The following is a 26,006-nucleotide window of genomic DNA, read 5'->3' as shown; positions in this document are numbered from 1 at the left end:
TGCAAAGCAGTGCAAACCTTTATAAATATCACTAGATTATTATGCTAATTGGACTTTCCATACCCCTTGATTCTAATTTTCATTGTCCGGCATATACCGATTTATTTCATCCTTTCTCTTTTATAGGACTTACGCAACTGGCACACAAGGCTTCTGGTATAAGGGTCAAGGGTCAAGGGGAGCCACTGCGCCCTTGCGGCTCTTTTGACTTAAAGCAAGTGGCGTTCAAGAATCAAGGTTTTTTGGACTTTTGACCTTTGACTCTGGACAACCTCTGGCGTTAAAAATATGACACTTGCGTAAGTCCTGATTTAATTAATTCTCCCTAAGAGGTAAGACCTTATGCCCGCGCCCACAGCTGATGAAATTCCCATAAAAAATCAATTTCAGGAAATAGATTATAAAATTGTCCACATTACTCAGGAGCGATTTCGGATTCGCATACCTCGACTTGCAGATGATCCAGAATATGCAAGTTCGCTGACTTGGCTCATAGAATCTTTTGATTTTGTTGTTAGTGTGCGGATTAACCAGCCATCTAGCTCGTTAATTGTCTACTATGAACCCGATGTGTCTGTAACAACGGTACAAAAAAGCTTGTTAAATAGCATTCAGCAGGCTAGCGTTGTTGACCTTCCGCCGGGGACAGTGCCAATAAAAACGGAACTCAGACCAGATATCGACTGGATAGAACGGCTTGGACTCCCGATGATCAGCTTGGGTTTGGCTGTGCTTTCTAGTCAGTTGACGCTACCTATCCCGGCTTTGGCAATTGGTGGCTTAATTGCTGTGGCTGCTGCACCTTTTGTGACTAGGCTTGTAGAAACAACTGTAAAAGAACGACGACTAGACGCGGATATTCTTGATGCACTTTGGCTAGGTCTATACACCATAAAAGGAGACTTTGTAGGCCCGTCACTGATGTTGAGTTTAATGGAAACAGGGGATGCGCTGCGAGATGCCACCGCCCGCGCTTCGGAGAGGCAATTGATGGATTTGTTCATGGATATGGATAAATCTGTCAAGGTAGAACGGAATGGACAAGAGGCACAAGTTTCCCTGAAAGAGGTGCAAAAAGGCGATCGCGTTATTGTCTATCCAGGTGAAATGATTCCAGTGAGTGGGCGAGTACTGCGGGGTACAGCATTAATTGATGAACATAAACTCACAGGAGAATCTACGTTAGTTTCTCGCTCTGAAGGACAGGTAGTTCATGCCTCTACTTTGTTGTTAGAAGGCAAGATCTGCATACTAACAAAACGAATTGGCAAAAATACCCGCTTAGGAGTGACAGTCGAACTCTTGCAATCGGCTCCAGTTCATGATACACGCGTTGAAGATTATGCAGCCAAAGTTGCTGATGCGACCATTGTACCAACCCTCGTCCTGAGCGGCGCCATTTTTGCTCTCACTAGAGATGTATCGCGATCGCTTGCTCCTTTGCATCTCGATTTTAGCCACAGCATCCGCATTGCCGTACCTTCTACGGTTCTAGCAGCCCTTACCTATGCTGCGCGGCATGGCATCTACATCCGTAGCGGACGCGCCCTAGAAATCCTCGCCCGGACAGATACAGTCGTTTTTGACAAAACCGGAACACTAACCCAAGGTAATGCTGAAGTTGTAGCAATTAAAACCTCCAGACCCGAAATTTCATCAGCTTATATCTTACAAATTGCGGCATCAGCAGAACAAGGTAACACCCATCCTGTAGCTAGCGCGATTCTGCGTCATGCCCAGGAGAATAATATCAAAACTCGCCCTTGCGAAACTTGGGATTATCGCATTGGCTTTGGTGTTATTGCCCAAATTTCTGGACAACGGATTTTAGCGGGTAGTTATCGTCTTATGCTGCAAGAAGGCATTGATATTAATCCCACTCATCAACGCCATCCAGAGCTAAGAACAGGCAGCCAATCTACAGTATATGTCGCTATGGGTGGTGAATTGTTAGGCGTAATTTTGTATACAGACCCCGTACGTCCAGAAAGCGCCCAAGTAATTACCATCTTAGAAAGCCAAGGTCAGCAAACCTATATGTTAAGTGGCGATAACCAACGAGTCGCTAATCGTGTGGCTCAGGAATTGGGCATTAAAAGTAGTCATGTTTATGCAGAATCGTTTCCTGACCAAAAAGTCGAAGTCGTTCGCCAACTCCAAAGCCAAGAGCGGACTGTAGTTTTCATTGGAGAAGGCATAAATGATGCCGCAGCCTTAGCACATGCAGATGTTTCCATTTCTTTTGCTAGCGGTATTGATATTGCGCGAGAAACCGCCGATGTAGTCCTGTTAGATGATGATCTGCGGGGCATACCTCACGCCATTGCGATCGCAAAACAAGCAATGGATATTATTTACCAAAATACTGCCCTCATCGCTATACCAAATATTGGTGTAGTACTTGCAGGCGTTTTATTTGCTTTCGATCCAGTTTTAGGCGTCATCGTCAGTAATGGCTCAGCCCTGATTGCCGAGTTGAACAGTTTCCGCCCCCTGTTTAATGCCCAAGCAGCTGCTAGCTTCGATTCAGTCGTGGTAAAACCTATACCCGATATTAAACGCCCTGTTAAATCTGCTGAATGCTCTGCTGATTCTAGGGAATTGCAAGTACTTACTCCCAGTCCCCAGCCCCCAGTGTCCAGTTAATAAGTTCTTAAAACTTTTGTGGAATATATGCGATTCCATCGTACAATGCTTCATTAGATATTCATCAATTTAAATACCGCTTCAGGTTCAGAGGAAATTATATTATGCCTCGATGTCCTGTTTGCCAAACGAAATACGTTGCAGATAAAACCGAGAATTGCTTAATGTGTGGTTGGAACCTCCAACCGCTCTCTTTGGTAATCGGGCTGATTCCAGAAGTCTCCTTGAAAGAGCGGGCGAGATTGGAATGGGCACAAAAGATATGGGTAACGGTCAAACCTGATCGTGAACAAATCCAGCAGTTTCAGTCCCAGCTTCAAGAAGCAGACCAAACCATAGCTCAACTCCATTCTGAGTTGGAGCAAGCAAACCAACAATCTCAAAAACTTTTAACCACCTTACAACAACGAGAATCAGATTTAGCAGGTCTGCTTTCACAATCAGACCAGTTAAACCATGAATTAAGTGACTTACAAGGACAACTAAAGCAAACAAATCAAGTACAAGTTCAATTTCCAATACCAGAGATCATTAAAGCAGAATCTCAAGCTCAAACCCTCTTAGAACCGGAACAATCCCAAATTACCACAGCTTTACCAATCAAGGAGCAAACTTTGATTTTTCAGGTAGTGACTGTTGATACACAGGGACAACTGGCTAATTGCTACGGAAGTGAAGCTCAATACTTCCAGGAAGAACTAGAGAATGTTGCTTTAGATATGATTATTCTGCCAAAGGGTGTCTTTTGGATGGGTTCCCAAGAGGCTGAACAAGGGCGAGAAAATCATGAAGAACCCCAGCATCAGGTAACAATTGAGCCTTTTTGTATGGGAAGATTTACAATTACTCAAGCACAATGGCGAGCGATCGCTAATTTACCAACCATCCATCGCTCACTCAATCCTGATCCAGCCCATACTAAAGGCGAAAATCAACCTGTAGAGCAAGTTTCGTGGCACGATGCAATCGAATTTTGTGCCCGACTCACCAAACTCACCAAACGAGATTATCGCTTACCAAGCGAAGCCGAATGGGAGTATGCCTGTCGTGCCAGAACAACAACACCTTTCCATTTTGGTGAAACCATTACACCCGAACTAGCTAATTATGACGGCAATTATATTTACAACTTAGAACCTGTAGGTGAATATCGCCAGCGGACAGCACCAGTAGGAAGTTTTCAAGTTGCTAACGCATTTGGACTATGCGATATGCATGGCAACGTATGGGAGTGGTGTGCCGATACTTGGCACGACAACTATCAAGAAGCTCCTTGTGACGGTAGCGTTTGGGAACAGGCAGAACTTCAAGAGCATCGCCTCTTGCGGGGTGGTTCTTGGTATTGTCTACCAAGCCTTTGTCGTGCTGCTCAGCGCCATTGGGATAAAGCTGATCACGCAGGTAGTGGTATTGGTTTTCGAGTAGTCTGTTCTAATGCAAGGCAGGGGGCAGGGAAGAATAACAAATGACAACTCAGCACTAATTAAGTGAGGATAAACATGTCAAAACAGGTCAAACAATTTCACCAAGTGATTATCCAAAACCCTTCTCTGGTAGAAAAGCTAAAAAGTGCATCTGACCGAGAAAATTTTGTAGAGTTAACGGTACAATTAGGTGCAGAGTATGGTTACAGCTTTACTTCCACAGAAGTCGAAGTCTACATAAACCAGAATATGCTGATACTGATGAGACAGTTTTCTTGAAACTTCTTGATTCTAATCTGGTCAACGGTGTATGGTTATTTCTGGAGATGCGGTCTAGATGGCACTAATACCTCTAAGTCACATTTTTTGCCATTATGGTTGCATTGACTAAAGAAGTCTCAAGTGTAAAGGAAAAAGTATGAAATAGAAAACTCTACCCACAAGGGGATGGAGTTTTTGGTCATGGGAAATGGGGCATGGGCGAATAGCACGCTTGAAAAGCCCAAAGGCTTGTGTCGCCTCGTTTGCAGTCTGAAGACTGGGAATGTATTCCCATAGGCTCTGCCTCTGTTCAAGATATAAGAGGCTACGCCTCCGAAGATAGGTTCCCATTCAAGGTAAGGGCTGTATCTTAAACTTAGTGCCATTCGGGCATGGGCAAGAAGTTACCAATGCCCTATACCCCAAGCGACAGGGCGACTATCCCTCTTTACTCACGAGGGGATTACGTTTCCCGTCGCTTTCAATAAATCGGTATATGCCTCGCTTCCAGTGGGCAAAAAAGTTTCATACTTCAGACTTTGTACTTGAGTTTACTTTCGTAAACATTCTTTTTTGTTCAACCAGAATATACTGTAGACTTTGTTTATTAGCACTTTATTAGCATTAGAGTAATAAAGTGATACCATACACTACAAACGTATGCATAACCTCTTGTTGTTAACCTAAATATTGTTTGTGTTTAGTTTAGCTGAGAGCCAAACTGTGGCAAATATCAGCCTACAACTAGCGGCAAACCCCACCAGCAACATTTGAAAGAAACACAATTTTCCATAACCCTGAATTTCAAGGCTTACCAAATGTGTTTCAGAAGAGGAGAGCAATAAGACTTTACTATGGTAAGTATTTGATGACTTGATAACTTTAAGTTACGGAATGCTTGCTAATCAGTAATTCTGACAATTTTGCTAATCGAAGTAGGAAATAATTGTTTGCTAGCTTTTGTCCGCGTAAATCTTAGGTAAACGTGTCCTATTTGTGAATAGGCTGTGCCAAGGATTTCAAGCCTAGATACTACTGTGCAATTTTCCTAAATGTGTACAAACCCAATACAAACTGAAGCCCTATGTCAGGTCAAACCACTGTTGAGAAGCCCGCTATAACCGTTATTGAGACTTATCCATTAAGTCACGCTGAAACTATACATTACGAGGTGGTTCACTGGATTCCGGGGCGGTTTCGCGTTCGGATTCCTCAACTTGCCTGGGATGAAGAATATACTCTACAGCTGAAGTATGTTCTGAGTAAATTGGATTTTGCAACTGAAGTTCAAATTAACGCTCTAGCTAGTTCGTTAATTCTTAGCTATGATCACCAGCCAACTGCCATCGGAATCGCCACTATTCAAGAGAAATTGTTTAAGGCAATTCAGCTAGCATCGACTGCTGAAGTTCCTACAGGATGGACTGGTGAAGAGAAGGGAAAGGCTAACAACGAAGTAGACTTTGTAGAACGTCTGGGCTTTCCTGTAGCAGGTTTAGTACTCAGTTTGGGTGCAATGATTGGGTTGCCAATTCCTCCTATTTTGATTGGTGCTGTTGTATTTGTTGGTGCAATTCCAGTATTCAAACGAGCATGGGATGCTATTCAAGAAGAGCACCAGTTAACTATTGACTTCTTGGATGGTTTAGCGATCGCCTTACACACAGCGACAGGACATTTCTTTGCTCCATCCTTCATGTTGGGTTTGGTAGAAGGAGGTGAAGTCATCCGAGATATGACAGCGCGGGGTAGCGATCGAGCATCCCTTGACCTTCTAGATTGCTTGAGTAAGACTGCCTTCGTAATCCGCGATGGACAAGTCGTAGAGATTCCCACTCAAGATGTAATTGTTGGTGATCACGTCGTTGTGTATCCCGGTGATCAAGTTCCCGTTGACGGGATTGTCATGGAAGGAACAGGGATTATTGACCAGTGCAAACTCACGGGTGAATCAGTACCTGTAACCCGTAGAGTCGGAGAAGAAGTATTTGCTTCTAGCTTATTGGTCGATGGTACATTAACCATCCTGTCAGAACGAGTTGGCAACAACACCCGGGCTGGTGTGATTGTCAACCTGATGCAGGCTGCACCTGTGCATGATACACGGGTTGAAAACTACGCAGCAACAGTGGCAAATCAAATGGTAATTCCCACCTTGTTAATTGGTGCAGGTGTGGGTATCTTTAGCGGCAACCTGAACCGAGCGATCGCACTGCTCACCTTAGACTTTGGTACAGGTATTCGGGTTTCTGTACCGACTACAATTCTATCGGTTCTCACCTATGCGGCTCGCAATGGCGTACTTATCCGCAGTGGTCGCGCGATTGAAATGTTAGCAACCATTAACACCGTTGTTTGTGACAAAACAGGAACCCTAACTATTGGTCATGCAGGCGTCAATGATATTGACGTTATGGAAGTCCGCTTAACCAAAGACGAAATCTTGTGTTACGCGGCTAGTGCTGAGAAAGGTCTAACCCATCCCATTGCTGAGGCGATCGTTCATCACGCCAAAGACACAGGTGTTGCCCTCAAAGAATGCGAAGAGTGGGAATATAAGATTGGTCTAGGTGCAGTGGCAAAAATCGACGGGATGAATATCATCGTCGGTAGCCCCCGGTTCATGAAGCAAGAAAACGTGGATTTGGAAGAATACGACATTCGCTATCCCGATGCCAAATCAGGCGGTCAATCCCTAGTTTACGTAGCAGGCGATGGTAGACTACTTGGCGTGATCCGCTACAGTGATCCACCACGTCCAGAAAGCAAAGAAGTCATCCGCGAACTCAAGGAAATGGGCATTACTGTACACATGCTCACAGGTGATGTGACACGGGTTGCTAACTCCATCGCCAATAATCTTGGCATCCATCCCAATCATGTCACTGCTGAAGCTTTCCCAGAAAAGAAAGTAGAAGTAGTTAAAGGATTACACGACAGTGGTAAAATTGTGGCGTTCTGCGGCGATGGCATTAACGACTCTGCCGCCTTGGCTTACGCCGATGCATCAATATCCTTTGCAGGTGCCACCGACATCGCTAGAGAAACAGCCGATGTGGTGCTGATGGAAGATGACCTGCGCGGCTTAATCATGGCGATTAAATGTGCGCGTCAAGCAATGGATATTATTTGGCAGAACACCGTCATCGTGGCAGCTCCTAACTTAGGTGCGTTAATCTCCGGTATTTTCTTCGCTCTCGACCCACTTTTAGCGGTAGTAATCAACAACGGTACTGCAATCCTGGCAGAACTGAATGGTCTACGTCCGCTGATCGGCCCTGGTGAAGCTATGTCATTAGGACATCAGTTAAGTGCAGATGAAATTGCTGAAGAAGAAAAGCGACTGCAAGAACGTGCTCAGAAATCCGCAGCAATTCATACTTCACCAACTTCTGTAGAAGTGGAGACTGAAGTAGTAGTTCTTTCATCGGAAGTGGAAGAAGCTCAAACTGATGATTTGGATGTAAGTGAATCTGAGTCAACTACAGCAAATATGGTTTAGATAGAGAATGGGTACTCTGGAGTACCCATTCTTTTTTGAATATATGTTGATTGTTCACAGTGGACAGTCAACATATCTCAGGTGTTGTGTAGGTTTGAAAAGCAAGATGTCTGCTTGACATTATATCTTTGATTAAAAATTGGTATCAATGTAAACAGCGTGATCATCTCTTTCTTGCAGTGAATACTGTAAGCTACAAGTAAGAACCAATTCAAAGATTGAATTAATATCTCTCGGTGATTACTAACCCAAAAGTCACAAAGGTAAAAAGTGATAGTCCAATACGGTTCAGATAAGACCATTGATAATTGCGATTATCCATGCATTAGAGACGTTCCATCTAGTAGAAACGTTCCATGCATTAGAGACGTTCCATCTAGTAGAAATGTTCCATGTAGAGACGTTGCAGTGCAACGTCTCTACAAGATAAAATTTTTGCCCATAATCCCTAATTGAAACGTATTGTTACGTAATCTTTTTCCTACACCCTATATCCTTACGTCCTTTGTTAGTTGGAATGCCAGATATTCATATCAATAACTCTTGACTATGAATTTATAAAGTTTCCAGCTAGTGGTCTGTCTCATTAACCCTTTTCTATTACTCTCATCAAATAAAAATCTGAACCCTTTATTCTTATAGTTTTTGATGAGCCCAGGTGTAGGTTGGGTTGAGGAACGAAACCCAACATCAAAAATCCCTGTTTTTGTTAGATAACGCATTGCCTCAACCCAACCTACAAATATTTTTTTTCAGAGTAATTAAAGAGGGTTAATTTTGCAGACTTGATAGTCAGCATTATGTTCGAGGACTAAAATCCTTACTACAAAGGCATTTACCAATCAATAATGCTGACTGAGTATTTACAATTATTGAACACTAGTTCAGCATCGTTTAATTTCCTACCATCTCAACAAAAAATCAGGTCTTGGAGGCTGAACAATGTCAGTTACAAAGCCCGACAGATTATCGCGCTCACTAACAACCAAAAAAACTAGACAACCTAGCTCAATGTCCCGTAAGGATGCATTACTCCTACGGATGCTGGTTTTTGTTCCCATCTGCCTGATTTTGCACTACCTGGATGTAAAGCCCGAAATTGTCTTCATCACAGCAGGTTTGGCGATTATTCCTCTAGCAGCTTGGACAGCTAACTTTACAGAAGCGATCGCCTCTCGAGTTGGCCCGGCTTTGGGTGGTTTGCTTAATGCTACCTTTGGTAATGCTACGGAGATGATTGTTTCTATTGTTGCTCTCAGAGCCGGACTGATAGATGTAGTCAAAGCTAGTTTGATGGGTTCGATAATTGCTAATCTGCTCTTAGGTTTGGGTATTGCCTTATTTTTTGGAGGGTTGCGGAGTAATCAGCACAACACCCGCATTAACCTAGAACACCTGAGTGCAGTTGGTCGTGTCAATGCCTCTTTGCTTAATTTGGTGATTGTCTTTTTACTAGCACCTACCGCCATTGAAGTTACTTCCTTGGCGCTACATCTCCAGACAACTAACGAGTTTTCCTACATTGCATCAGCACTGCTTTTAACTAGCTACATCTTAATGCTGTTGTTCTCTATGAAGACTCACAGCCATCTTTATGGACTAGATGAGGATGTCGAACCGGAGAGTTATGGTAGTGAAGCTAGAGGGGAGAAATATGGGTTAAAGCTGCATATTGGCTTGCTTTTGGGAACAACAATCGTTTTGGTGTTTGTCTCCGAAGCACTGGTAGATAGTTTATCAGAGGCGATCGCCACTACTGGCATGAGTGGCTTATTCACCGGAGTAATTCTGCTTCCTATCTTTGGTGCAGCCGTAGAAATCATCACTTGTGGCATTTGTGGCACTAAGAACAAAGTCAATCTTGCATCTTCAGTGGCGATCGGTTCGAGCTTACAGATTGCCATGTTCGTCACGCCTATCTTGGTTTTTACTGGCTTTATAATTGGCAAACCGATGAACCTAGACTTTGATAACTTTACAGTTCTAGGAGTGGGTATTGCCGTCCTGATGACCAACTCAGTCAGACCCAACAGTTGTTCCAATTGGTTAGAAGGAATCATGCTTTTAATGACTTACCTAATGCTAGCTACAGCATTCTTCCTACATCCTACCGTAGCAGGCTAACTAATTCAAAATCACAATCTGAATCAATACAATGATTCAACCTTGTAGAGATTTTGAGAGCAATTTTTAACAATGTTATTGCTTGAGCGTTGAAATTATGCAGCTTCAAGAAGTTAAGCAAGTATTAAGCCAACCTAGTATTAACTGGTTAGCAATCTTTTTGCCAATAAGTTTAGTGATAGCATACCTGCCAGGATTTCGTAATGAGATATACCTGTTCTTTAGTTCCTGTCTGGGAATGGTTGTTGTTGCCTACTGGCTTGGCAATGCCACAGAGCAATTAGCAGACAAGGTTGGTTGCACATGGGGTGGGATGATGAATGCTGCCTTCAGTAATTTACCCGAATTAATTTTTGGTTTAATTGCCGTCGCTAAAGGGTTAGGGCCACTAGCAAAAGCTGCCTGGACAGGTGCAATTATCAGCAATATGTTAGTTGCTGTTGGTGCAGCTATTATGGTTGGTGGCTACCGCTTTGGTACGGTGACATTTCCCTTAGATAGAGCCAAAGATGCAGCCGCAGGATTAATGATTGCGGCGGTGGCCATTCTTATGCCGTCAGTCTATGCCCATGCAGTTGATTTTTCTAGTGAAAGTATAAGTGCTGCTGACGTAATCAAGAATGTCTCTGTTTGGTTATCTGTATTTTTGCTCATGGCTTATGGTGGGAGCATAATCTATACCCTGGCTAGATTTAGATATTCGCAACCAGCACTGCAAGCTAAGAATCTCACGGAAGCTTTTGTGCCAGAAGAAGATGTAGAAATGTCTTGGGGTATCCCCCTTTCTATTGGCGTACTTGCCGCTTCTAGTGTCTTGATGGCTTTTTTATCTAATTTTGTTGCTGATTGCGTAGATTCTGTCACTGTTGGGCTGGGATGGACTGAGATGTTTGTGGGAGCGATCGTAATTGGCATTATTGGCAATGTGGGCGCAATTATGAGTGCTGTTATGGTCGCTTATAAAAATAAATTGGATCTGAGTTTTGAGATTGGTATGAATGCTGCTTCTCAAGTTGCATTGTTAGTGATTCCGACTCTAATTATTGCCTCTTCTGTGGTAGGTAAACCCGTTGATTTTCTCTTCTCGCCTCCGCAAATCGCTGCGCTTATCGGTAGTGTTCTAATCATGACTCAAGTTTCTCAGGATGGGCGATGTAATTGGTTAAATGGACTGCAAATGCTGATTTTCTTTGGCGTTATTAGTGTCTTGTTCTTTTATGACCCAACTTAAGGAGGCAGCACTACGCTCAGTGACCAGGAGGCAGTCCCAATGACAAATGACAACTGACAAATGACAATAAAAATGGCTACTAGAGATTTTGAATTGGGGAGCGTGGACGGTTTGCCAGAGTTTAGAGTTGTGATGGACAGTAGTGGCTTTTTACCAACACCAGTACTTGAAACCAGAAAAACAACTCTCAAAGCTTTTGTGAGTATTGAACGGTCTGACAATATTAATGAGGAAACTTGGAAAGCTTTTGGACAATGCATCATGCTTGCAGCAGCCGGAGCTGCATTTGCCGGCTTTACTCCAGGAGGTATAGCAGCTGTTCCTACATTTATGCATACGTTTGGTACTTGTGCCACTTCTAAAGGATTGGAACTAACTGCTAGCCAAATTCGCTTCCGAACTGAAACTTTCTACGGCGAATGGGAACGTTTTACATTTGGGGAAACCGCTAATCAAAATCTAAGTAAACCTAAGCTTCAGTCAAAATACTAAGAGTGGTAAAGAAGAAAAGCATAATTTTTGTTCTAGATAACTGCTATGGGGTTTAAAACCTCGCCCCTTGTGGACGAAATCTTGATTAAAACCAAGGAGAATTGTGGACAACCCCTGTTTTCACTCCTGCCTTCTGCCTCCTTTTTATATTTATTTATCTTTACATTGTCTTATTGACTCAACAAAGACTGTAATATTTAATAGTGGCAATAAGCGCATTCATAGCATTTAATCATAGTGCTATGTGAGTTCAAGTTTTTTCTTTAAAAGAGAATATCTATGACTTCTACTACGTCAGACTCTGGGTTCACTCAACCAGCTGAAACGTCTGCATGGCATACCTTAGAAGTTGTTAAAGCTCTCAGGCGATTAGGAAGCGATCGCACATTTGGTTTAACGACCTCAAAAGTTACAGAATATCTCACACGTTATGGCTCAAATGAGCTAACTGAAGGTGGAACCCGCTCTCCCGGAGAAATCCTCTGGGATCAATTCAAAAACATCATGTTGTTGATGTTAATTGCTGTGGCAATTATCTCTGCTGTTCTAGATGTGCGGGAAGCATTGACTCAAGGAACATTCGTCTTTCCTAAAGATGCTGCCGCCATTTTTGTAGTGGTGATTTTGAATGGCGTATTGGGCTATATACAGGAAAGTGGTGCAGAAAAAGCCCTCGCCGCTCTGAAAAATTTGGCATCTTCTAAGGTGCGGGTAATTCGAGATGGCAAAACCTTAGAGGTGGAGTCTAAAGAATTAGTCCCCGGAGATGTCATGTTACTGGAAGCCGGTGTGAAGGTTCCTGCCGATGGGCGATTGTTGGAGGCGGTGAACTTACAAGTACGAGAATCTGCTTTAACAGGAGAAGCCCACGCAGTTAACAAGCAAGCCGAAATACAATTACCAGAAGATGCACCATTAGGCGATCGCATCAATCTAGTTTTTTCCGGTACGGAGGTAGTGCAAGGACGAGGAACGGTGCTAGTCACAAGCACCGGAATGCAAACAGAATTAGGAAAAATTGCCAGTGCTTTACAGTCAGTAGAGTCGGAACCTACCCCACTCCAAAAACGGATGACCCAACTAGGTAATGTCCTAGTCACAGGTGCATTAGTGCTAGTGGTGATTGTAATTGTTGGTGGTACTCTCTACAATTCCAGTTTGTTTGAGGAACTAGTTAAAGTATCTCTAAGTATGGCAGTGGCGGTAGTACCAGAAGGCTTACCTGCCGTGATTACAGTGACGCTGGCACTAGGAACCCAGCGCATGGTGAAGCGGAATGCACTCATTCGCAAACTACCAGCAGTAGAAACCCTCGGTTCTGTCACCGTCATTTGTTCTGATAAGACTGGAACTTTGACTCAAAACAAAATGGTAGTACAAGCTGTTTGCACAGCCAGTAATACAGCCCGTGTTAGCGGAGATGGTTACACTCCGATTGGCGAATTTCAATGGCAAAATAAAACCCATCTTTCCCAAGCTCACCCAGAACTACAAGCCTTATTACTAGCTTGCGTATTATGTAATGACGCCATTCTACAAAAAGAAAATGGCGAATGGTCAATTTTGGGCGACCCCACAGAAGGTGCATTATTGTCATTGGCAGGCAAAGGCTCCTTCCGCAAAGACGAACAAGATAACCGCTTTGCACGGGTGGCAGAGTTTCCCTTCTCCTCAGAACGCAAACGGATGAGCGTCATGGTAGAAGCAGAAGGATCAGGTGCAGGGATCAGCGCCTTGCATTTGCACACAACTCCCCATCTGATGTTTACTAAAGGCTCTCCCGAATTGACTTTAGAACGATGCACCCACATTCAAATCGGTAACGATGTCAAGCCAATAACAGCAGAACAACGAGGCCACATTTTAGAGCAAAATAACGAGATGGCAATGCGAGGGCTAAGAGTTCTCGGCTTTGCTAACAAACTATTAACTGAACTACCACCAGAAGGTTCTGAAGATATTTCCGAAAACGATCTGACATGGCTAGGGTTGGTGGGAATGTTAGATGCTCCTCGTCCAGAAGTGCGGGATGCAGTCGCTCGTTGTCGCTCGGCGGGGATTCGTCCAGTCATGATTACAGGCGATCACCAATTGACAGCAAAAGCGATCGCTGAAGATTTGGGTATTGCCAGTCCCAAGGATGAAGTCCTCACCGGGCGAGAACTCGAAAAACTCAGCATGGCAGAACTGGAACAATATGTAGGCCGCATTAGCGTCTATGCCCGCGTCTCTCCAGAACACAAATTAAAGATTGTGCAAGCACTGCAACACTGTGGTGAGGTTGTGGCGATGACTGGCGACGGCGTTAATGATGCTCCGGCTCTCAAGCAAGCAGATATTGGCGTGGCAATGGGTATTACCGGCACTGATGTCAGTAAAGAAGCTAGCGACATGGTGCTATTAGATGACAACTTTTCTACCATTGTGGCAGCAGCAGAAGAGGGACGTGTCGTATATATCAACATCCGTCGCTTTATCCGCTATATTCTCGGCAGTAACATTGGAGAAGTACTTACCATTGCTGCTGCACCCCTTATGGGTTTAGGTGGTGTACCCCTGTCACCCCTACAAATCCTCTGGATGAACCTCGTTACAGATGGAGTTCCCGCCCTAGCACTAGCTGTGGAACCGGGTAGACCAATTGTGATGCAACAACCCCCCAAAAATCCCAAGGAGAACATTTTTGCCCGTGGGTTAGGATCATACATGATTCGGATTGGAATTGTTTTAGCGATCATTAGTATCGGCATGATGTCTTGGGCTTATGGATACACCAATGCAAACACGGCGGGTGGTACTCTTGATGCAGACCGTTGGAAAACAATGGTCTTTACTACTCTGTGTTTGTCACAGATGGGACACGCTCTAGCAATTCGCTCTAACACCCGTCTGTTTATGGAGATTAATCCCTTCTCTAATCCCTATATTCTGGCATCGGTAATATTGACATCAATGCTGCAACTGCTATTGATTTACGTTGAACCATTACGGAACTTCTTTAGCACCCACTACCTCACCTTCATGGAATTAATGATTTGTGTTGGTTTTAGTGCACTCACCTTTGTGTGGATTGAACTAGAGAAGTTGTTTATCCGTTGGCGTAGAAACACTCAGCAGTAGAGGACTATTTGTAGATACAGAAAGCCATGCCAAATTGGGCAAAAAAAGGAATGAAAATTACTTTTTCTAGATCCTGTTTCCCAGACAGAAAAACACGCCCAATTAGGCAAAACAAAATAATTCGTAATTCGTAATTTTTCAGGGGTGAAGATTATGGATTAGGAATTGTTTTGTGAACAGCCATCACTGTCAAGAAGTAAACTAAAAAGGTAAAAATGAGCAAAAAATCTGAAAATGAAAATCAAAATAATCCTGACGGTGGGTTATTGGGCGACATCAAGCAAAAGGCTGAAGAAATGATATCCCAAGCTGGGAGTTTCTTTGGTCAGTCAAAAGATGAAGAGGAAAAGAAGGATAAGTTTAAGAATAAAAAAGATGACGATGATGATGATGACGACTAAAGGCTGTTAAGCTTTTGTATAGGACTCTTATTTGATTTTTGAACAAATTAAGTACCAATCGAAAAGGCTTGTTCCCTATTCCCTACTCTCAGCCTACGCAAGTCAGTTCAATAATCAAAGCGGATCGCTATAGATGTAAAAATGCCTCTTACTCTAAAGTTTCAACTACATTTAAAAAAGCTACTCTTTATGATTTAAAGCGATCGCCCACCCATAGAGCGATCGCGAAATCAAAATAGATAATACTTTTATTAGATTTTATCTATTAACTTAATGAAAATTATACCATTATTTTGTTACGAGAATACTAATTCTAAAAATATTAAGAATCTTCTAAAAAAAACTATTTAATGGTATAAATCATGGAAGCAAATAAAAATTTATCATAATATAAATTCAATTCATTTAATTAATAAAATTCATTTTAAAACATTATTTAATTGCCGCCTCAACATGACTCACCATTGATATTTACTCTGGTCTTAATTTAAATTTAAATCTTCTTCATTCAATTATCTCCCCTGTCTCCTGCCTCGCCTGCTCCTTACCTCTCACAGGACTTCCAAACTCATGCGATTGATTAATAGAATTCATTTCCGAAACTTACATGGAGACATTTTTGGCGGTGTTACTAATGCCATTGTTTCCTTACCGATCGCTTTAGCATTTGGGGTAGCTTCTGGTTTAGGAGCGGTTTCGGGTCTTTATGGCTCGATCTGTGTTGGCTTTTTTGCATCTTTATTTGGTGGTACACCCACGCAAATTTCTGAACCCACTGGGCCGACTACCGTATTTATGACAGCGATCGTTGCCAGCATGATTGCTAGCAATCCAGAGCAGGGTATAGCAATGGCGTTTACAGTGGTCATGCTATCAGGGATCTTTCAAATCCTCTTTGGTCTCTTGCGGTTGGGCAAATACATTATCCTCATGCCCTATAGCGTCGTTTCAGGCTTTATGTCTGGAATTGGCGTCATCCTGATTATTCTTCAGATTCCGCCCTTTTTAGGTCATGCAGCCCCTAAAGGAGGGTTGATAGGAACGCTGCAAAACTTACCCCAACTTCTAACAACCCTAAATCCTACTGAAACCGGACTGGCAGCTCTGACGATGGCAATTATTTTCTTCATGCCATCTAAAGTTAAACGCTATTTTCCGCCACAACTGGCAGCACTGGCGATCGGCACAATTGTTTCCTTTACCTTGCTTCACAATGTTGAACTGAGACGAATTGGTGAAATTCCATCGGGGCTACCCACTCTGTACATGCCTACTTTCACCCCTGCTCAAACTGTGCAAATGTTCATCGATGCAGCCATGCTGGGGATGTTGGGTTCCATTGACGCTTTGCTGACATCCGTGATTGCTGACAGTATGACGCGCACTGAGACTTACGAAGATCAAGAGTTGATTGGTCAGGGAGTAGGAAATCTGGTTGCTGGTTTATGCGGTGGTATCCCCGGTTCTGGGGCGACGATGGGAACGGTAATTAATGCTCAGGTTGGAGCCAAGACTGCTCTGGCTGGTTTGATTCGATCTGCGCTCATGTTGGTTGTGGTTTTATGGCTGGCTGACTTAGCAGAAAATATTCCGATGGCAGTCTTAGCCGGAATTGCTTTGTCGGTGGGAATTGAAATGCTTGATTGGAACTTTTTGAAGCGGGCGCACAAGGTTTCTTGGAAATCAAGTTTGATTATGTACGGCGTACTGCTGATGACAGTATTTATGGATCTGATGGTTGCTGCTGGGGTGGGAATGTTTATTGCCAACCTTTTGACAATCGAGCAATTAAGTGATGTACAGGCTCAACGAGTCAAAGTAGTTCGTGATGCAGATGATTCTATTCCACTCAATTTAGAAGAGAAAGAGTTGCTTAATTTAGCCGATGGGCGAGTTTCATTGTTATACATGGGTGGGCCAATAAGCTTTGGGGTTGCAAAAGCGATCACCCGTGAGTATTTAACTATAAAGCATTGCGATACCCTAGTGGTGGATTTGAGCGATGTTCCGTATCTAGATGAAACTGCTGCATTGGCGATCGAAACTGCCATCCAGGACTCTAAGGAAAAGGGATCGAAAGTGTTTATTGTTGGCGCAGTTGGGAAAGTTAAACAACTCCTAGAAAGTCTTGGGATACTAGATTTAGTGCCCTCTGAACATCTATTTATAGAACGAACTGAGGCCCTTAAAAGAGCAGTCGTGGTGGATAGGGCTGCAATCGGTTTGCAAACAGGTTGACATGACAAACTTAGGACTTACGCACACTCTACGAATTCTCGGCGTTCTTGGCGGTTCGATCAATTAAGCTTTTTGACAACTTTTGCGTAAATCCTGTAATTATTTGGCTACAAGTGTGAAGAGAACTAGTGAAAAAATGAGTAAAGTCACAATTCCGTTAGAAAAACCTCTCCGCTATGATCCGGAAGCGATCGCCCAAAAATACTGCGATCGAAAAATGCAAGTCTTAAAACGATGGCTACAAATTTTACCGCCTGTCGTTAACTTTACTATCAAATGGTGGTTAGGTCGCAAAATAGGACAGTCTAGAGGAAAGCAGCTGCGCCAAGCCGTGCAATTGCGAGAAATCCTCACTCGTCTTGGCCCCGCCTACATTAAGGTTGGTCAAGCATTGTCTACTCGCCCTGATTTACTACCCTCAGTCTATATAGATGAACTTGCTAAACTTCAAGATGAGTTGCCTGCTTTTTCTAACGAACTAGCATACAAATTTATTCAAGAAGAATTAGGAGAAACTCCAGACCAAATTTATGCAGAATTATCTGCTGAACCGATCGCCGCCGCTTCTTTAGGACAAGTCTATCAAGGTCGATTGCAAACAGGAGAGATAGTTGCAGTTAAAGTCCAAAGACCCGATCTGGCAGAAAAAATTGGTTTAGATATATATATCTTGCGGAGTCTAGCTACTATCTTAGAAAAGCGATATCAAAGAATTCGTACTAATTTAGTTGCCATTTTGGATGAGTTTGCTACCCATCTTTTTGAAGAGATGGATTACATTCAAGAAGGAAAAAATGCAGAACAGTTTGCTAATCTTTATGGCCAGTTGACTGATATTCATGTACCCCGAATCTACTGGCAATATACTAATCGTCGCGTTTTGACGATGGAATGGATAAAGGGAACCAAGTTAACTCACCCAGCCGAAATTCAGTCTCAGGGAATTGATGCTCGTTCCATAGTTGAAGTTGGAGTACAGTGTACTCTCAGGCAATTGCTAGAACATGGTTTTTTTCATGCCGATCCTCATCCAGGTAATTTGCTGGCAATGGAAAATGGCAAGCTAGTCTATTTAGACTTTGGTATGATGAGCGAAATCAAGCCTCATCAAAGGTACGCCTTGATTAATGCTGTTATTCACATTGTCAATCGAGACTTTTCAGCACTAGTACAAGACTATATAGAATTGGAGTTTTTACCTCCTGATGCAGACATAACTCCCATCAGTGCTGCATTGTCAAAGCTGTTTAATGATGCGCTGACATCTAGCGTTGCTCAATTCAACTTTCAGGTAATTATTCAACAGCTTTCGGAATTGATGTACCAATATTCCTTTCAAGTACCAGCGTACTATGCACTAATTATTCGTTCGTTGGTAGCATTAGAGGGAATTGCAATGAGCATAGATCCAGACTTTAAAGTTTTAGTTTCTGCATATCCTTACGTTCTCAAACGCCTCTTAACTGATCCAGCCCCAGAGTTACAACCGACTTTTAATAATCTACTCTTCAAAAATGGTAGTTTTCGATGGAATCGTCTAGAAACAATATTAATGAACTTTAGTAATACTAAAGATTTTAATTTTAGTAGAACATTAGAACAGGGTGTTAATTATTTACTATCAGATCAGGGGAAGTTTCTTCGCATCCGTTTAGCGGATGAGCTACTCAAAATCTTAGATGCTTTTGGTGAAACCTTGCTATCTAAAACACCAGTTCTTTTTGGGATGCATAAGAGTTATAATCACCAAAATTTAGCAGTAAATATTGATCTAGAGACGCTAGAATACCTCAAACGTATTTGGATATTATTGCAAAAATCGCCAGGATTTAACTCTATACAAGTAGCGCGAGCAGTTGCCCAAATTTTGATGATACCAGCTACTCATGAAACTGGCCAATATATTGTCAAAAAACTGTTGCAAAGAAGTATAAACCGACTTATTTAGGACTTACGCAACTGGCACACAAAGCTTCTGGTATAAGAGTCAAGGGTCAAGAATCAAGGTTTTTTGGACTTTTGACCTTTGACTCTGGACAACCTCTGGCGTTAAAAATATGACACTTGCGTAAGTCCTGTTATTGAAAGCGACGGTAAACTCCATCCCCAGGTGTCTGTAGAGCGATAGTCGCCCCGCCGCTTTGGGCGAATGGCACTTGTACTAAGCGACTCGTGCCGAGCTTATCCTGAGCGTAGTCGATGTAAGCTTTTCGGCTTTTCTTAGTGCTATTCGTCTATAGTATCAGCCGGGATGTCTGCGTTGATGACTCTGCTACCAGTGACTAGGGCATGAATTTTGGTTGCACCACCGTTATCTTGCAAGATGGCGATCGCTACCCCTTGCTGGTAGTGTTTTGTACTTGACATCATGGGTAAGACAATCGCACTTTTTCGTGACTCAATAAATAGTGCGATCGCACTCTTCAATGCTCGTTAAAAATCATAGATTCTGCATTATTTGCAACTCCTACAGCACCATCTAGCATCAAGTTTTGTAGCCTAGTTAAGTTTGGCAGACTTTGGATCAATAATATAGATCAAATGTAACTAACTAGATCAACGTTAAAATTTATTAAAAGTATGAAAAAGTAAAAACAAGAGTTAAATCTAGATTGCCCTTATGACCGCTGATTTGAAATCTACGGCTACACCTGATTTTATAAGCACGCTATCCCAGGCTGCGGTTGCATATCGAGAACAGAGAGGCACACGCCCTAGTGCTGAAATATTAGTAAATGCGTTATTACAAGCGGAAAAAACAGCCAAGCAACAACGATTAACTTATTCGTTTGAGTCTCTTTTGGGTAAATGGCGACTTTGCTTTGCTACTGGTACTAAGAAAGTCAGAAAGCGAGGGGGAATTGTATTAGGTAAAGGGTTGTATGTGCCCAAATTGGCAGCAATCTACATTTCCTTTAGTGCAACCTCAGAACAGAATTTAGGCAGAGGCGAAATTGCTAATCAAGTTCAATTAGGCTCAGTGTTGTTGAAGCTCACCGGGCCGATACACTATTTAGGTAAGAAAAATTTATTGGCGTTTGACTTTAACCAAATGGTCATTAGTCTATTTGGTCGTACAATATACAATAATCGGATTCGTTCTGGTAAAGTTCAATCCGAGGATTTCTACAACCAGCCCATAACTAAGCTACCCTTCTTTGCCTTCTTTTTAGTAACAAAAGATTTCATTGCAGCTCGTGGCCGTGGCGGAGGGTTGGCCCTCTGGATCAGAGAAACTTGAAAAACTAAGCTATTACGAGCCTGTTTATCAGTTGTTGACTACAGAGTTATTTTGCGATACATCTGCCAACATTTCCAAAAGCGATCGCTCTATAACTTTACTCACAAGCTGATTGCCTTGCAAGTTGAGGTGGATATGATCGTGATACAAACTTTGTGGGTTGATAGTTGAGTTAAAAATCGGCAGCAAATCTATATAAGTAATTTGCTGTGCCTGCGTAAAATCACGGAGGCGCTGGCGTGCTTGATTTTCGTAATCGCGGGAACCCAGTTCGCCAATTTCTCGGAGCAAAGGAGTCATGATCAGGAGAAATTTACTATTGCTTTGACGAGTTAGTACTTGAATTTTACCTATTGCCTCTAGGTTAAAACCAACGCGATCGCCTGCTTCATCATTCACTGCTTTCATTTCAGCAATTGGCTTTTGCTTGAGGATATAACGCCTTAATATTTCCACCAATGCCAAAGCAGGTTTAGTATCTGGATAGTTGCGATCGCGTCCTACTGGTAAAGAGGTGGGAGCAGTAGCAAACAAATCATCGGTATTAATTAATAATACCACTGCCTGCGCGTTGAAATTGCTAAACTTCTCTAAATAGGCTAATTCGTTTCTTGGCCCCCAAGAGTTGGCTGAAACATTAAGCACTTCTACTTCTTGGTAACTCGGATCGATGATTGATGTTAAAGAATGCATCATTAGGCTAGATATTGTATTAGCTTGATCTGTCCACCAGCCACCATTAGCGATCGAATCCCCTAAGAGTAGCACTCGCAGTGTAGAGGGTGTAGGTATCTTTTGGATTGGCGCACCTCGCATAGAATACTGATTAATCTCAATGCGATTACCAAAGCGACGGGTACGCTGGTTAGGAGCTAACAAATAACCAATCTCAGCATCGCTAATATAAATTAGCGGATTACCAAAGCCAAAGAGCGATCGCAATCCGATCTCTATCGCTACAAATAATCCCACAACCACTGCCAAAATTACGACCAGCACCACTTTCACCTCAATAATTTTAGAACCCTAGCTAGAAATCAAGTAATAAATCATACCATAACAGGACTTAAGCATTGACAAGAAATACCAAATATGAATCAAGCTGAAAAACCATATCTTTCCTAATGGCACAGCATTGCTGTGCCCCTACAGCATGGTCTATTGACCATCGCAGGATAATTAAGAAAAGCCTGAAACAAACTATTTTAGTTAATTCACATGACGATGTGTTTGTACAGTGGGTAAGTCCTATACAATTTATTTTGTCGCTTAACTTGCAAGCAAATTTAAGATGGATAAAACACTATTTACGTGAAATTACGCTAAACTATCAACAGTTAACGGTATTGATGATTACTTTAAAAATGAATATAACTTATTGTTCGTAGCACCATTGTATAAATAAACGAATTACGTCTAGAGGAGTAAGTAATTTTGGTGATGGAAAAGTTGCCAACTTTAAACAAAATAGTATTAGGAATTTAACGTCATCTGCAAACAGAAGGACTACAATCAAAACGGACAAATGCTTCAGGCTGTTACTAAGGAGGAATTATCAAGCAATGTCCGACTTAAATCGCGGAATTATGAAATTTGAAGGTGCAGATTCACCTAAAGTAGTCACTATTTCTACTGTGTTGCTTTTAGGTTCGATAGCGGCTCTCATAATTTGGGCGCTGCAAGCTGCCTATGCGCTAAACTAAAATCATCAGTAGCTTAACAGGACATTGGTGAAAACGGTTTCCGTCGTAGCCAATTGTCCAATGTTTAATTAACAAATCAAAGCCCCCTAACAAGCATCACAATTTCAGAAAAATTTAAGATATGAGATTTGAGATTTTAGATGGAAAATTTAAATCCGTCTTGAAAAGTTTGTTACCAAGAGAAACCCCCTTACAACTTTTCGCAAAATCCAAAATCCACAATGTTTGAACTTTGGGGCACCTTATTTATTTTAATTGCCTGCCCTCTCTTGGGCGGATTACCACTGATTAGGTGGATAACTTCCGCCCTAAAGCAGAAGCAATTATCGCAAATTGGTACAGGAAACGTCAGTGTCTCCGCGGCATTTTACCACGGTGGTACATTCGTAGGTGTTCTGGCAGTTTTGTCAGAAGCTTTAAAAGGAATTGCAGCAGTTTTACTTAGTCGTGCTTTCTTCCCAGCGGGATCGCCTTGGGAATTAGTTGCCCTCATAGCCCTGGTAATAGGTAGATACTGGGTAGGTAGAGGGGCAGGTACGACAAATGTTGTTTGGGGATTTCTGTTACACGATCCACTTGTAGCAGGATTTATATTTTTTTTCGCAGCCATCAGCTTTTTAATTCTGCGCTCAAGACAGGTAGTTAAATTCGGGGTTTTAATTCTATTACCCCTGTTTGTGACATTTCTACATGTTGGTGATATCCCTAGAATAATAGCTGTTACTGCCCTAGCTGGGTTACTGGGCTGGATTTACACCAAAATTCCCGATGACATGAACCTCTCAGCCCAAGAGGCACAAACAGAGTCGCAACCGATGTTGGAATTTTTACGCGGCGATCGCGCTATTCTCTCTCTAGACGAAGAGTTAGATGCTGCCCTCGTTGGAGAAAAGGCAGCTACACTATCTCAAATTAAACGCTGGGGCTACTCAGTGCCTAAAGGATGGGTACTTGCCCCAGGTGATGATCCCGCGTCAACAGAATTTCTCCAGCCATCAGAACTATCACCTTTGGTGGTGCGTTCCTCCGCCATTGGAGAAGATTCGGAACAAGCTTCCGCCGCTGGGCAGTATGAAACGGTTTTGAATGTTACCAGCCAACAGGAGTTGCAAGAAGCGATCGCTCAAGTTCGAGCTTCTTACAATCATCCATCTGCCGTACAATATCGGCGCGATCGCGGCTCAAATGATACAGCAATGGCAGTACTGATTCAACAACAAGTCCAGAGTGTATATTCAGGAGTAGCTTTCAGCCGCGATCCCATTACTCAGCAAGGCGATACAATCGTCATTGAAGCCCTTCCAGGTAGCCCCACACAAGTTGTTTCCGGCAAAGTCACACCAGAACAGTATCGCGCTTTTGTCGTTGAAACAGAAAATTTTTCCTCTGTGCAATTAGAGGGACAAGGACGAATCCCCCAAGCATTAATCAAGCAAGTAGCATACTTAACCCGCCGCCTCGAAAACCGTTATCACGGCATTCCCCAAGATATCGAGTGGAGTTATGACGGACAAACACTGTGGGTTCTGCAAGCTAGACCGATTACTACCTTACTGCCCATCTGGACACGCAAAATCGCCGCTGAAGTTATTCCTGGCGTAATTCACCCCCTAACTTGGTCAATTAATCGTCCATTAACTTGTGGAGTCTGGGGAGAAATTTTTACTTTAGTCTTAGGCGATGCCCTTGGCTTAGATTTCAACGAAACAGCAACTCTGCATTACTCCAAAGCCTACTTTAACGCATCTCTCCTAGGGGAGATTTTTCGGCGCATGGGATTGCCGCCAGAAAGTCTGGAGTTTTTAACCAGAGGAGCTAAAATGAGTAAGCCGTCCTTAGAATCAACCTGGAAAAATTTACCAGGGCTGACGAGGTTGCTAAGGCGGGAATTGAGTTTAGAACAGGACTTTAAGCAGGATTATCACAAGCGGTTTATTCCAGAATTGTCGCAGTTGACGCAAGAAGATGTAGATGATTTAGATGCACCCAAGCTGTTGGAACGAATTGACCGAATCTTGGAGTTACTGCATCGCGGGACGTACTACAGTATTTTAGCTCCCTTGAGTGCGGCATTAAGACAGGCAATTTTTCGGGTCAAGGATGGGAAAATTGATAACAGTGTTTCCCCAGAAGTCGGAGCATTGCGATCGCTCAGTGCTTTAGCCGCAGATGCGAAACAGATATTAGTTGAATTGGAACCAGGGAAAGTATTTGAGCAATTAGCGCAAACCCCAGAGGGAGAAAAAATTCTCCAACAGTTTGACGAGTTGCTTCAAGATTACGGCTATTTAAGTGAAGTGGGAACTGATATTTCCGTTCCCACTTGGCGGGAAAATCCCCAGCCAGTCAAGCAGATGTTTGTGCAGTTGATACAGGGGAATGAACCACAAACTGGCGCTGTAGACCAAATAAATCTCGTCTTACCAAAAAAGCCAAAGCGCTCTTTTGTACAGCGGCGTTTCGATCTTAAAGGGCGAGTCACCGAAGTTTATTCGCGGCTGTTGGCTGAATTACGTTGGAGTTTTGTAGCCTTAGAGAAAATTTGGTTAAAATCAAGTCTGCTCAAGGAAACCGGGGATATCTTTTTTCTTGAATTTGATGAAGTGCGCCATCTAGTTGAGGGTTCCGATTCCGGGTTGATTCCTCGGTTAGTTAAATTGGTGGAATTAAGGCGATCGCAATTTGTGCAAGATAGCGAGTTTAATCAAATACCTCTCTTAGTTTACGGCAATACACCCCCTCACCCCTTAGCCCCATCCGCTATTTACTCTGACCAAATTTTACAAGGTATTCCCGCCAGTCACGGACAGGCTGAAGGACAGGTGAAGGTGTTGCGAAATTTACAAGATATACCAGAGATTGATCGAGATACGATTTTGGTAGTTCCTTACACAGATTCTGGCTGGGCCCCTTTCTTAGTAAGGGCTGGAGGATTAATTGCCGAAGCTGGTGGACGACTTTCTCACGGTGCGATCGTTGCTCGTGAGTATGGGATTCCCGCAGTAATGGATGTTCGGGGTGCTACATGGCTTCTGCAAGACGGTCAAAGGGTACGGATCGATGGGTCTAGGGGTATTGTAGAACTATCCAACGACTTAAGACCAGAATGATTACTACTTCTCTGAAAGACCTACCAGAAGAGTCTGTTTCCCACAATCCCGAAATCAAGAAAAAAGTAATGTTAAGGTTTGGCGATTTACCTCACCTAACTAACTTTTCCCAAGCACGTTTTGCGCCTGGACAAAGCGCACCAAAACACGCGCATCAGGATATGTGTGAGGTTTTCTTTGTGGAATCTGGTTCGGGCGTAATTTACATTAACGCTAAAGAAAACCCTTTACAAAGAACAGACGGGAGCATGAAAGCCCGTGAGATATAGGTGCGTAGCACCGCAGATCGTGCTTCAGACACGGGATGAAATGCGACTCGGTAGATTTTAGCCTACTGTAAATATTGTATAAAGTTTTCAAAGTCCTCGGATATCTTATACTCCTAGTGGTAGTATAAAGTAGGAGGTAAAAACGATGCTTGTTTTTGAGTTCAAAGCTTATGGAAAATCAGCCCAGCTAACAGCAGTAAATGATGCAATCAGAACTGCCCAGTTCATCCGCAATAGCTGTATC

16 protein-coding genes and 1 pseudogene are annotated in these 26,006 nt (G+C 42.8%); 15 read left to right on the top strand and 2 right to left on the bottom strand.

Features of this window, described 5'->3' with window-relative positions; all coding sequences use genetic code 11:
* The first annotated feature begins 342 nt into the window (after positions 1 to 342).
* From IQ246_RS08510 to IQ246_RS08460, 11 genes are all read left to right on the top strand, one after another.
* On the top strand, positions 343 to 2,646 hold the full coding sequence (locus IQ246_RS08510) for a heavy metal translocating P-type ATPase (protein ID WP_194001967.1): 2,304 nt from the start codon (positions 343 to 345) through the stop codon (positions 2,644 to 2,646).
* A gap of 104 nt (positions 2,647 to 2,750) precedes the next feature.
* Entirely contained in the window at positions 2,751 to 4,115 is a 1,365-nt protein-coding gene (locus IQ246_RS08505) for a formylglycine-generating enzyme family protein (protein ID WP_194001965.1), read from the top strand.
* A gap of 30 nt (positions 4,116 to 4,145) precedes the next feature.
* On the top strand, positions 4,146 to 4,349 hold the full coding sequence (locus tag IQ246_RS08500) for a Nif11-like leader peptide family natural product precursor (RefSeq protein WP_194001963.1): 204 nt from the start codon (positions 4,146 to 4,148) through the stop codon (positions 4,347 to 4,349).
* A gap of 1,066 nt (positions 4,350 to 5,415) precedes the next feature.
* On the top strand, positions 5,416 to 7,833 hold the full coding sequence (locus IQ246_RS08495; RefSeq protein ID WP_194001961.1) for a heavy metal translocating P-type ATPase: 2,418 nt from the start codon (positions 5,416 to 5,418) through the stop codon (positions 7,831 to 7,833).
* Positions 7,834 to 8,844: 1,011 nt separating this feature from the next.
* A complete protein-coding gene (gene cax, locus IQ246_RS08490) occupies positions 8,845 to 9,957 on the top strand; it encodes a calcium/proton exchanger (protein ID WP_194002021.1) in 1,113 nt (370 codons plus the stop codon).
* Between the two features lie 97 nt (positions 9,958 to 10,054).
* Positions 10,055 to 11,188 carry a calcium/proton exchanger gene (cax, locus tag IQ246_RS08485; protein ID WP_194001958.1) on the top strand — a complete coding sequence of 378 codons (1,134 nt, stop codon included), beginning with the start codon at positions 10,055 to 10,057 and terminating at the stop codon, positions 11,186 to 11,188.
* A gap of 60 nt (positions 11,189 to 11,248) precedes the next feature.
* Positions 11,249 to 11,680: a hypothetical protein gene (locus tag IQ246_RS08480; RefSeq protein WP_194001956.1), complete on the top strand. Its 432-nt coding sequence runs from the start codon at positions 11,249 to 11,251 to the stop codon at positions 11,678 to 11,680.
* Between the two features lie 279 nt (positions 11,681 to 11,959).
* Entirely contained in the window at positions 11,960 to 14,800 is a 2,841-nt protein-coding gene (locus IQ246_RS08475) for a cation-translocating P-type ATPase (protein WP_194001955.1), read from the top strand.
* Positions 14,801 to 15,015: 215 nt separating this feature from the next.
* Positions 15,016 to 15,201 (top strand): hypothetical protein, encoded by a 186-nt coding sequence (locus IQ246_RS08470; protein ID WP_194001953.1) that lies wholly within the window; start codon positions 15,016 to 15,018, stop codon positions 15,199 to 15,201.
* A 570-nt stretch (positions 15,202 to 15,771) separates the two neighbouring features.
* Positions 15,772 to 17,439, top strand: a complete 1,668-nt coding sequence (locus IQ246_RS08465) for a SulP family inorganic anion transporter (protein ID WP_194001951.1) — start codon at positions 15,772 to 15,774, stop codon at positions 17,437 to 17,439.
* A gap of 136 nt (positions 17,440 to 17,575) precedes the next feature.
* Positions 17,576 to 19,387 carry an AarF/ABC1/UbiB kinase family protein gene (locus IQ246_RS08460; RefSeq protein WP_194001949.1) on the top strand — a complete coding sequence of 604 codons (1,812 nt, stop codon included), beginning with the start codon at positions 17,576 to 17,578 and terminating at the stop codon, positions 19,385 to 19,387.
* 278 nt (positions 19,388 to 19,665) lie between these two features.
* Here the strand turns inward: IQ246_RS08460 and IQ246_RS08455 are convergent, their stop codons facing one another.
* Positions 19,666 to 19,866: a choice-of-anchor Q domain-containing protein gene (locus IQ246_RS08455; RefSeq protein ID WP_194001947.1), complete on the bottom strand. Its 201-nt coding sequence runs from the start codon at positions 19,864 to 19,866 to the stop codon at positions 19,666 to 19,668.
* Between the two features lie 193 nt (positions 19,867 to 20,059).
* Here IQ246_RS08455 and IQ246_RS08450 point away from each other — a divergent pair, with 193 nt between their 5' ends.
* On the top strand, positions 20,060 to 20,680 hold the full coding sequence (locus IQ246_RS08450) for a hypothetical protein (RefSeq protein ID WP_194001945.1): 621 nt from the start codon (positions 20,060 to 20,062) through the stop codon (positions 20,678 to 20,680).
* A 27-nt stretch (positions 20,681 to 20,707) separates the two neighbouring features.
* Here the strand turns inward: IQ246_RS08450 and IQ246_RS08445 are convergent, their stop codons facing one another.
* Positions 20,708 to 21,688 (bottom strand): SGNH/GDSL hydrolase family protein, encoded by a 981-nt coding sequence (locus IQ246_RS08445; RefSeq protein WP_194001943.1) that lies wholly within the window; start codon positions 21,686 to 21,688, stop codon positions 20,708 to 20,710.
* A gap of 554 nt (positions 21,689 to 22,242) precedes the next feature.
* Between IQ246_RS08445 and IQ246_RS08440 the strand changes: the two genes are divergently transcribed.
* From IQ246_RS08440 to IQ246_RS08430, 3 genes and pseudogenes are all read left to right on the top strand, one after another.
* Positions 22,243 to 22,383: a hypothetical protein gene (locus tag IQ246_RS08440; protein ID WP_041565237.1), complete on the top strand. Its 141-nt coding sequence runs from the start codon at positions 22,243 to 22,245 to the stop codon at positions 22,381 to 22,383.
* 221 nt (positions 22,384 to 22,604) lie between these two features.
* Positions 22,605 to 25,493: a glycerol-3-phosphate acyltransferase gene (locus IQ246_RS08435; protein WP_194001941.1), complete on the top strand. Its 2,889-nt coding sequence runs from the start codon at positions 22,605 to 22,607 to the stop codon at positions 25,491 to 25,493.
* A pseudogene (locus tag IQ246_RS08430) lies at positions 25,490 to 25,723 on the top strand (cupin domain-containing protein); the annotation flags it as partial. The gene IQ246_RS08435 and the pseudogene IQ246_RS08430, both read left to right, overlap by 4 nt.
* Between the last annotated feature and the right edge of the window lie 283 nt (positions 25,724 to 26,006).

The sequence above is a fragment of the aff. Roholtiella sp. LEGE 12411 genome (assembly GCF_015206995.1).
Classification (GTDB): Bacteria; Cyanobacteriota; Cyanobacteriia; order Cyanobacteriales; family Nostocaceae; genus Komarekiella.
This window is presented reverse-complemented; position numbering and strand designations above follow the sequence as displayed.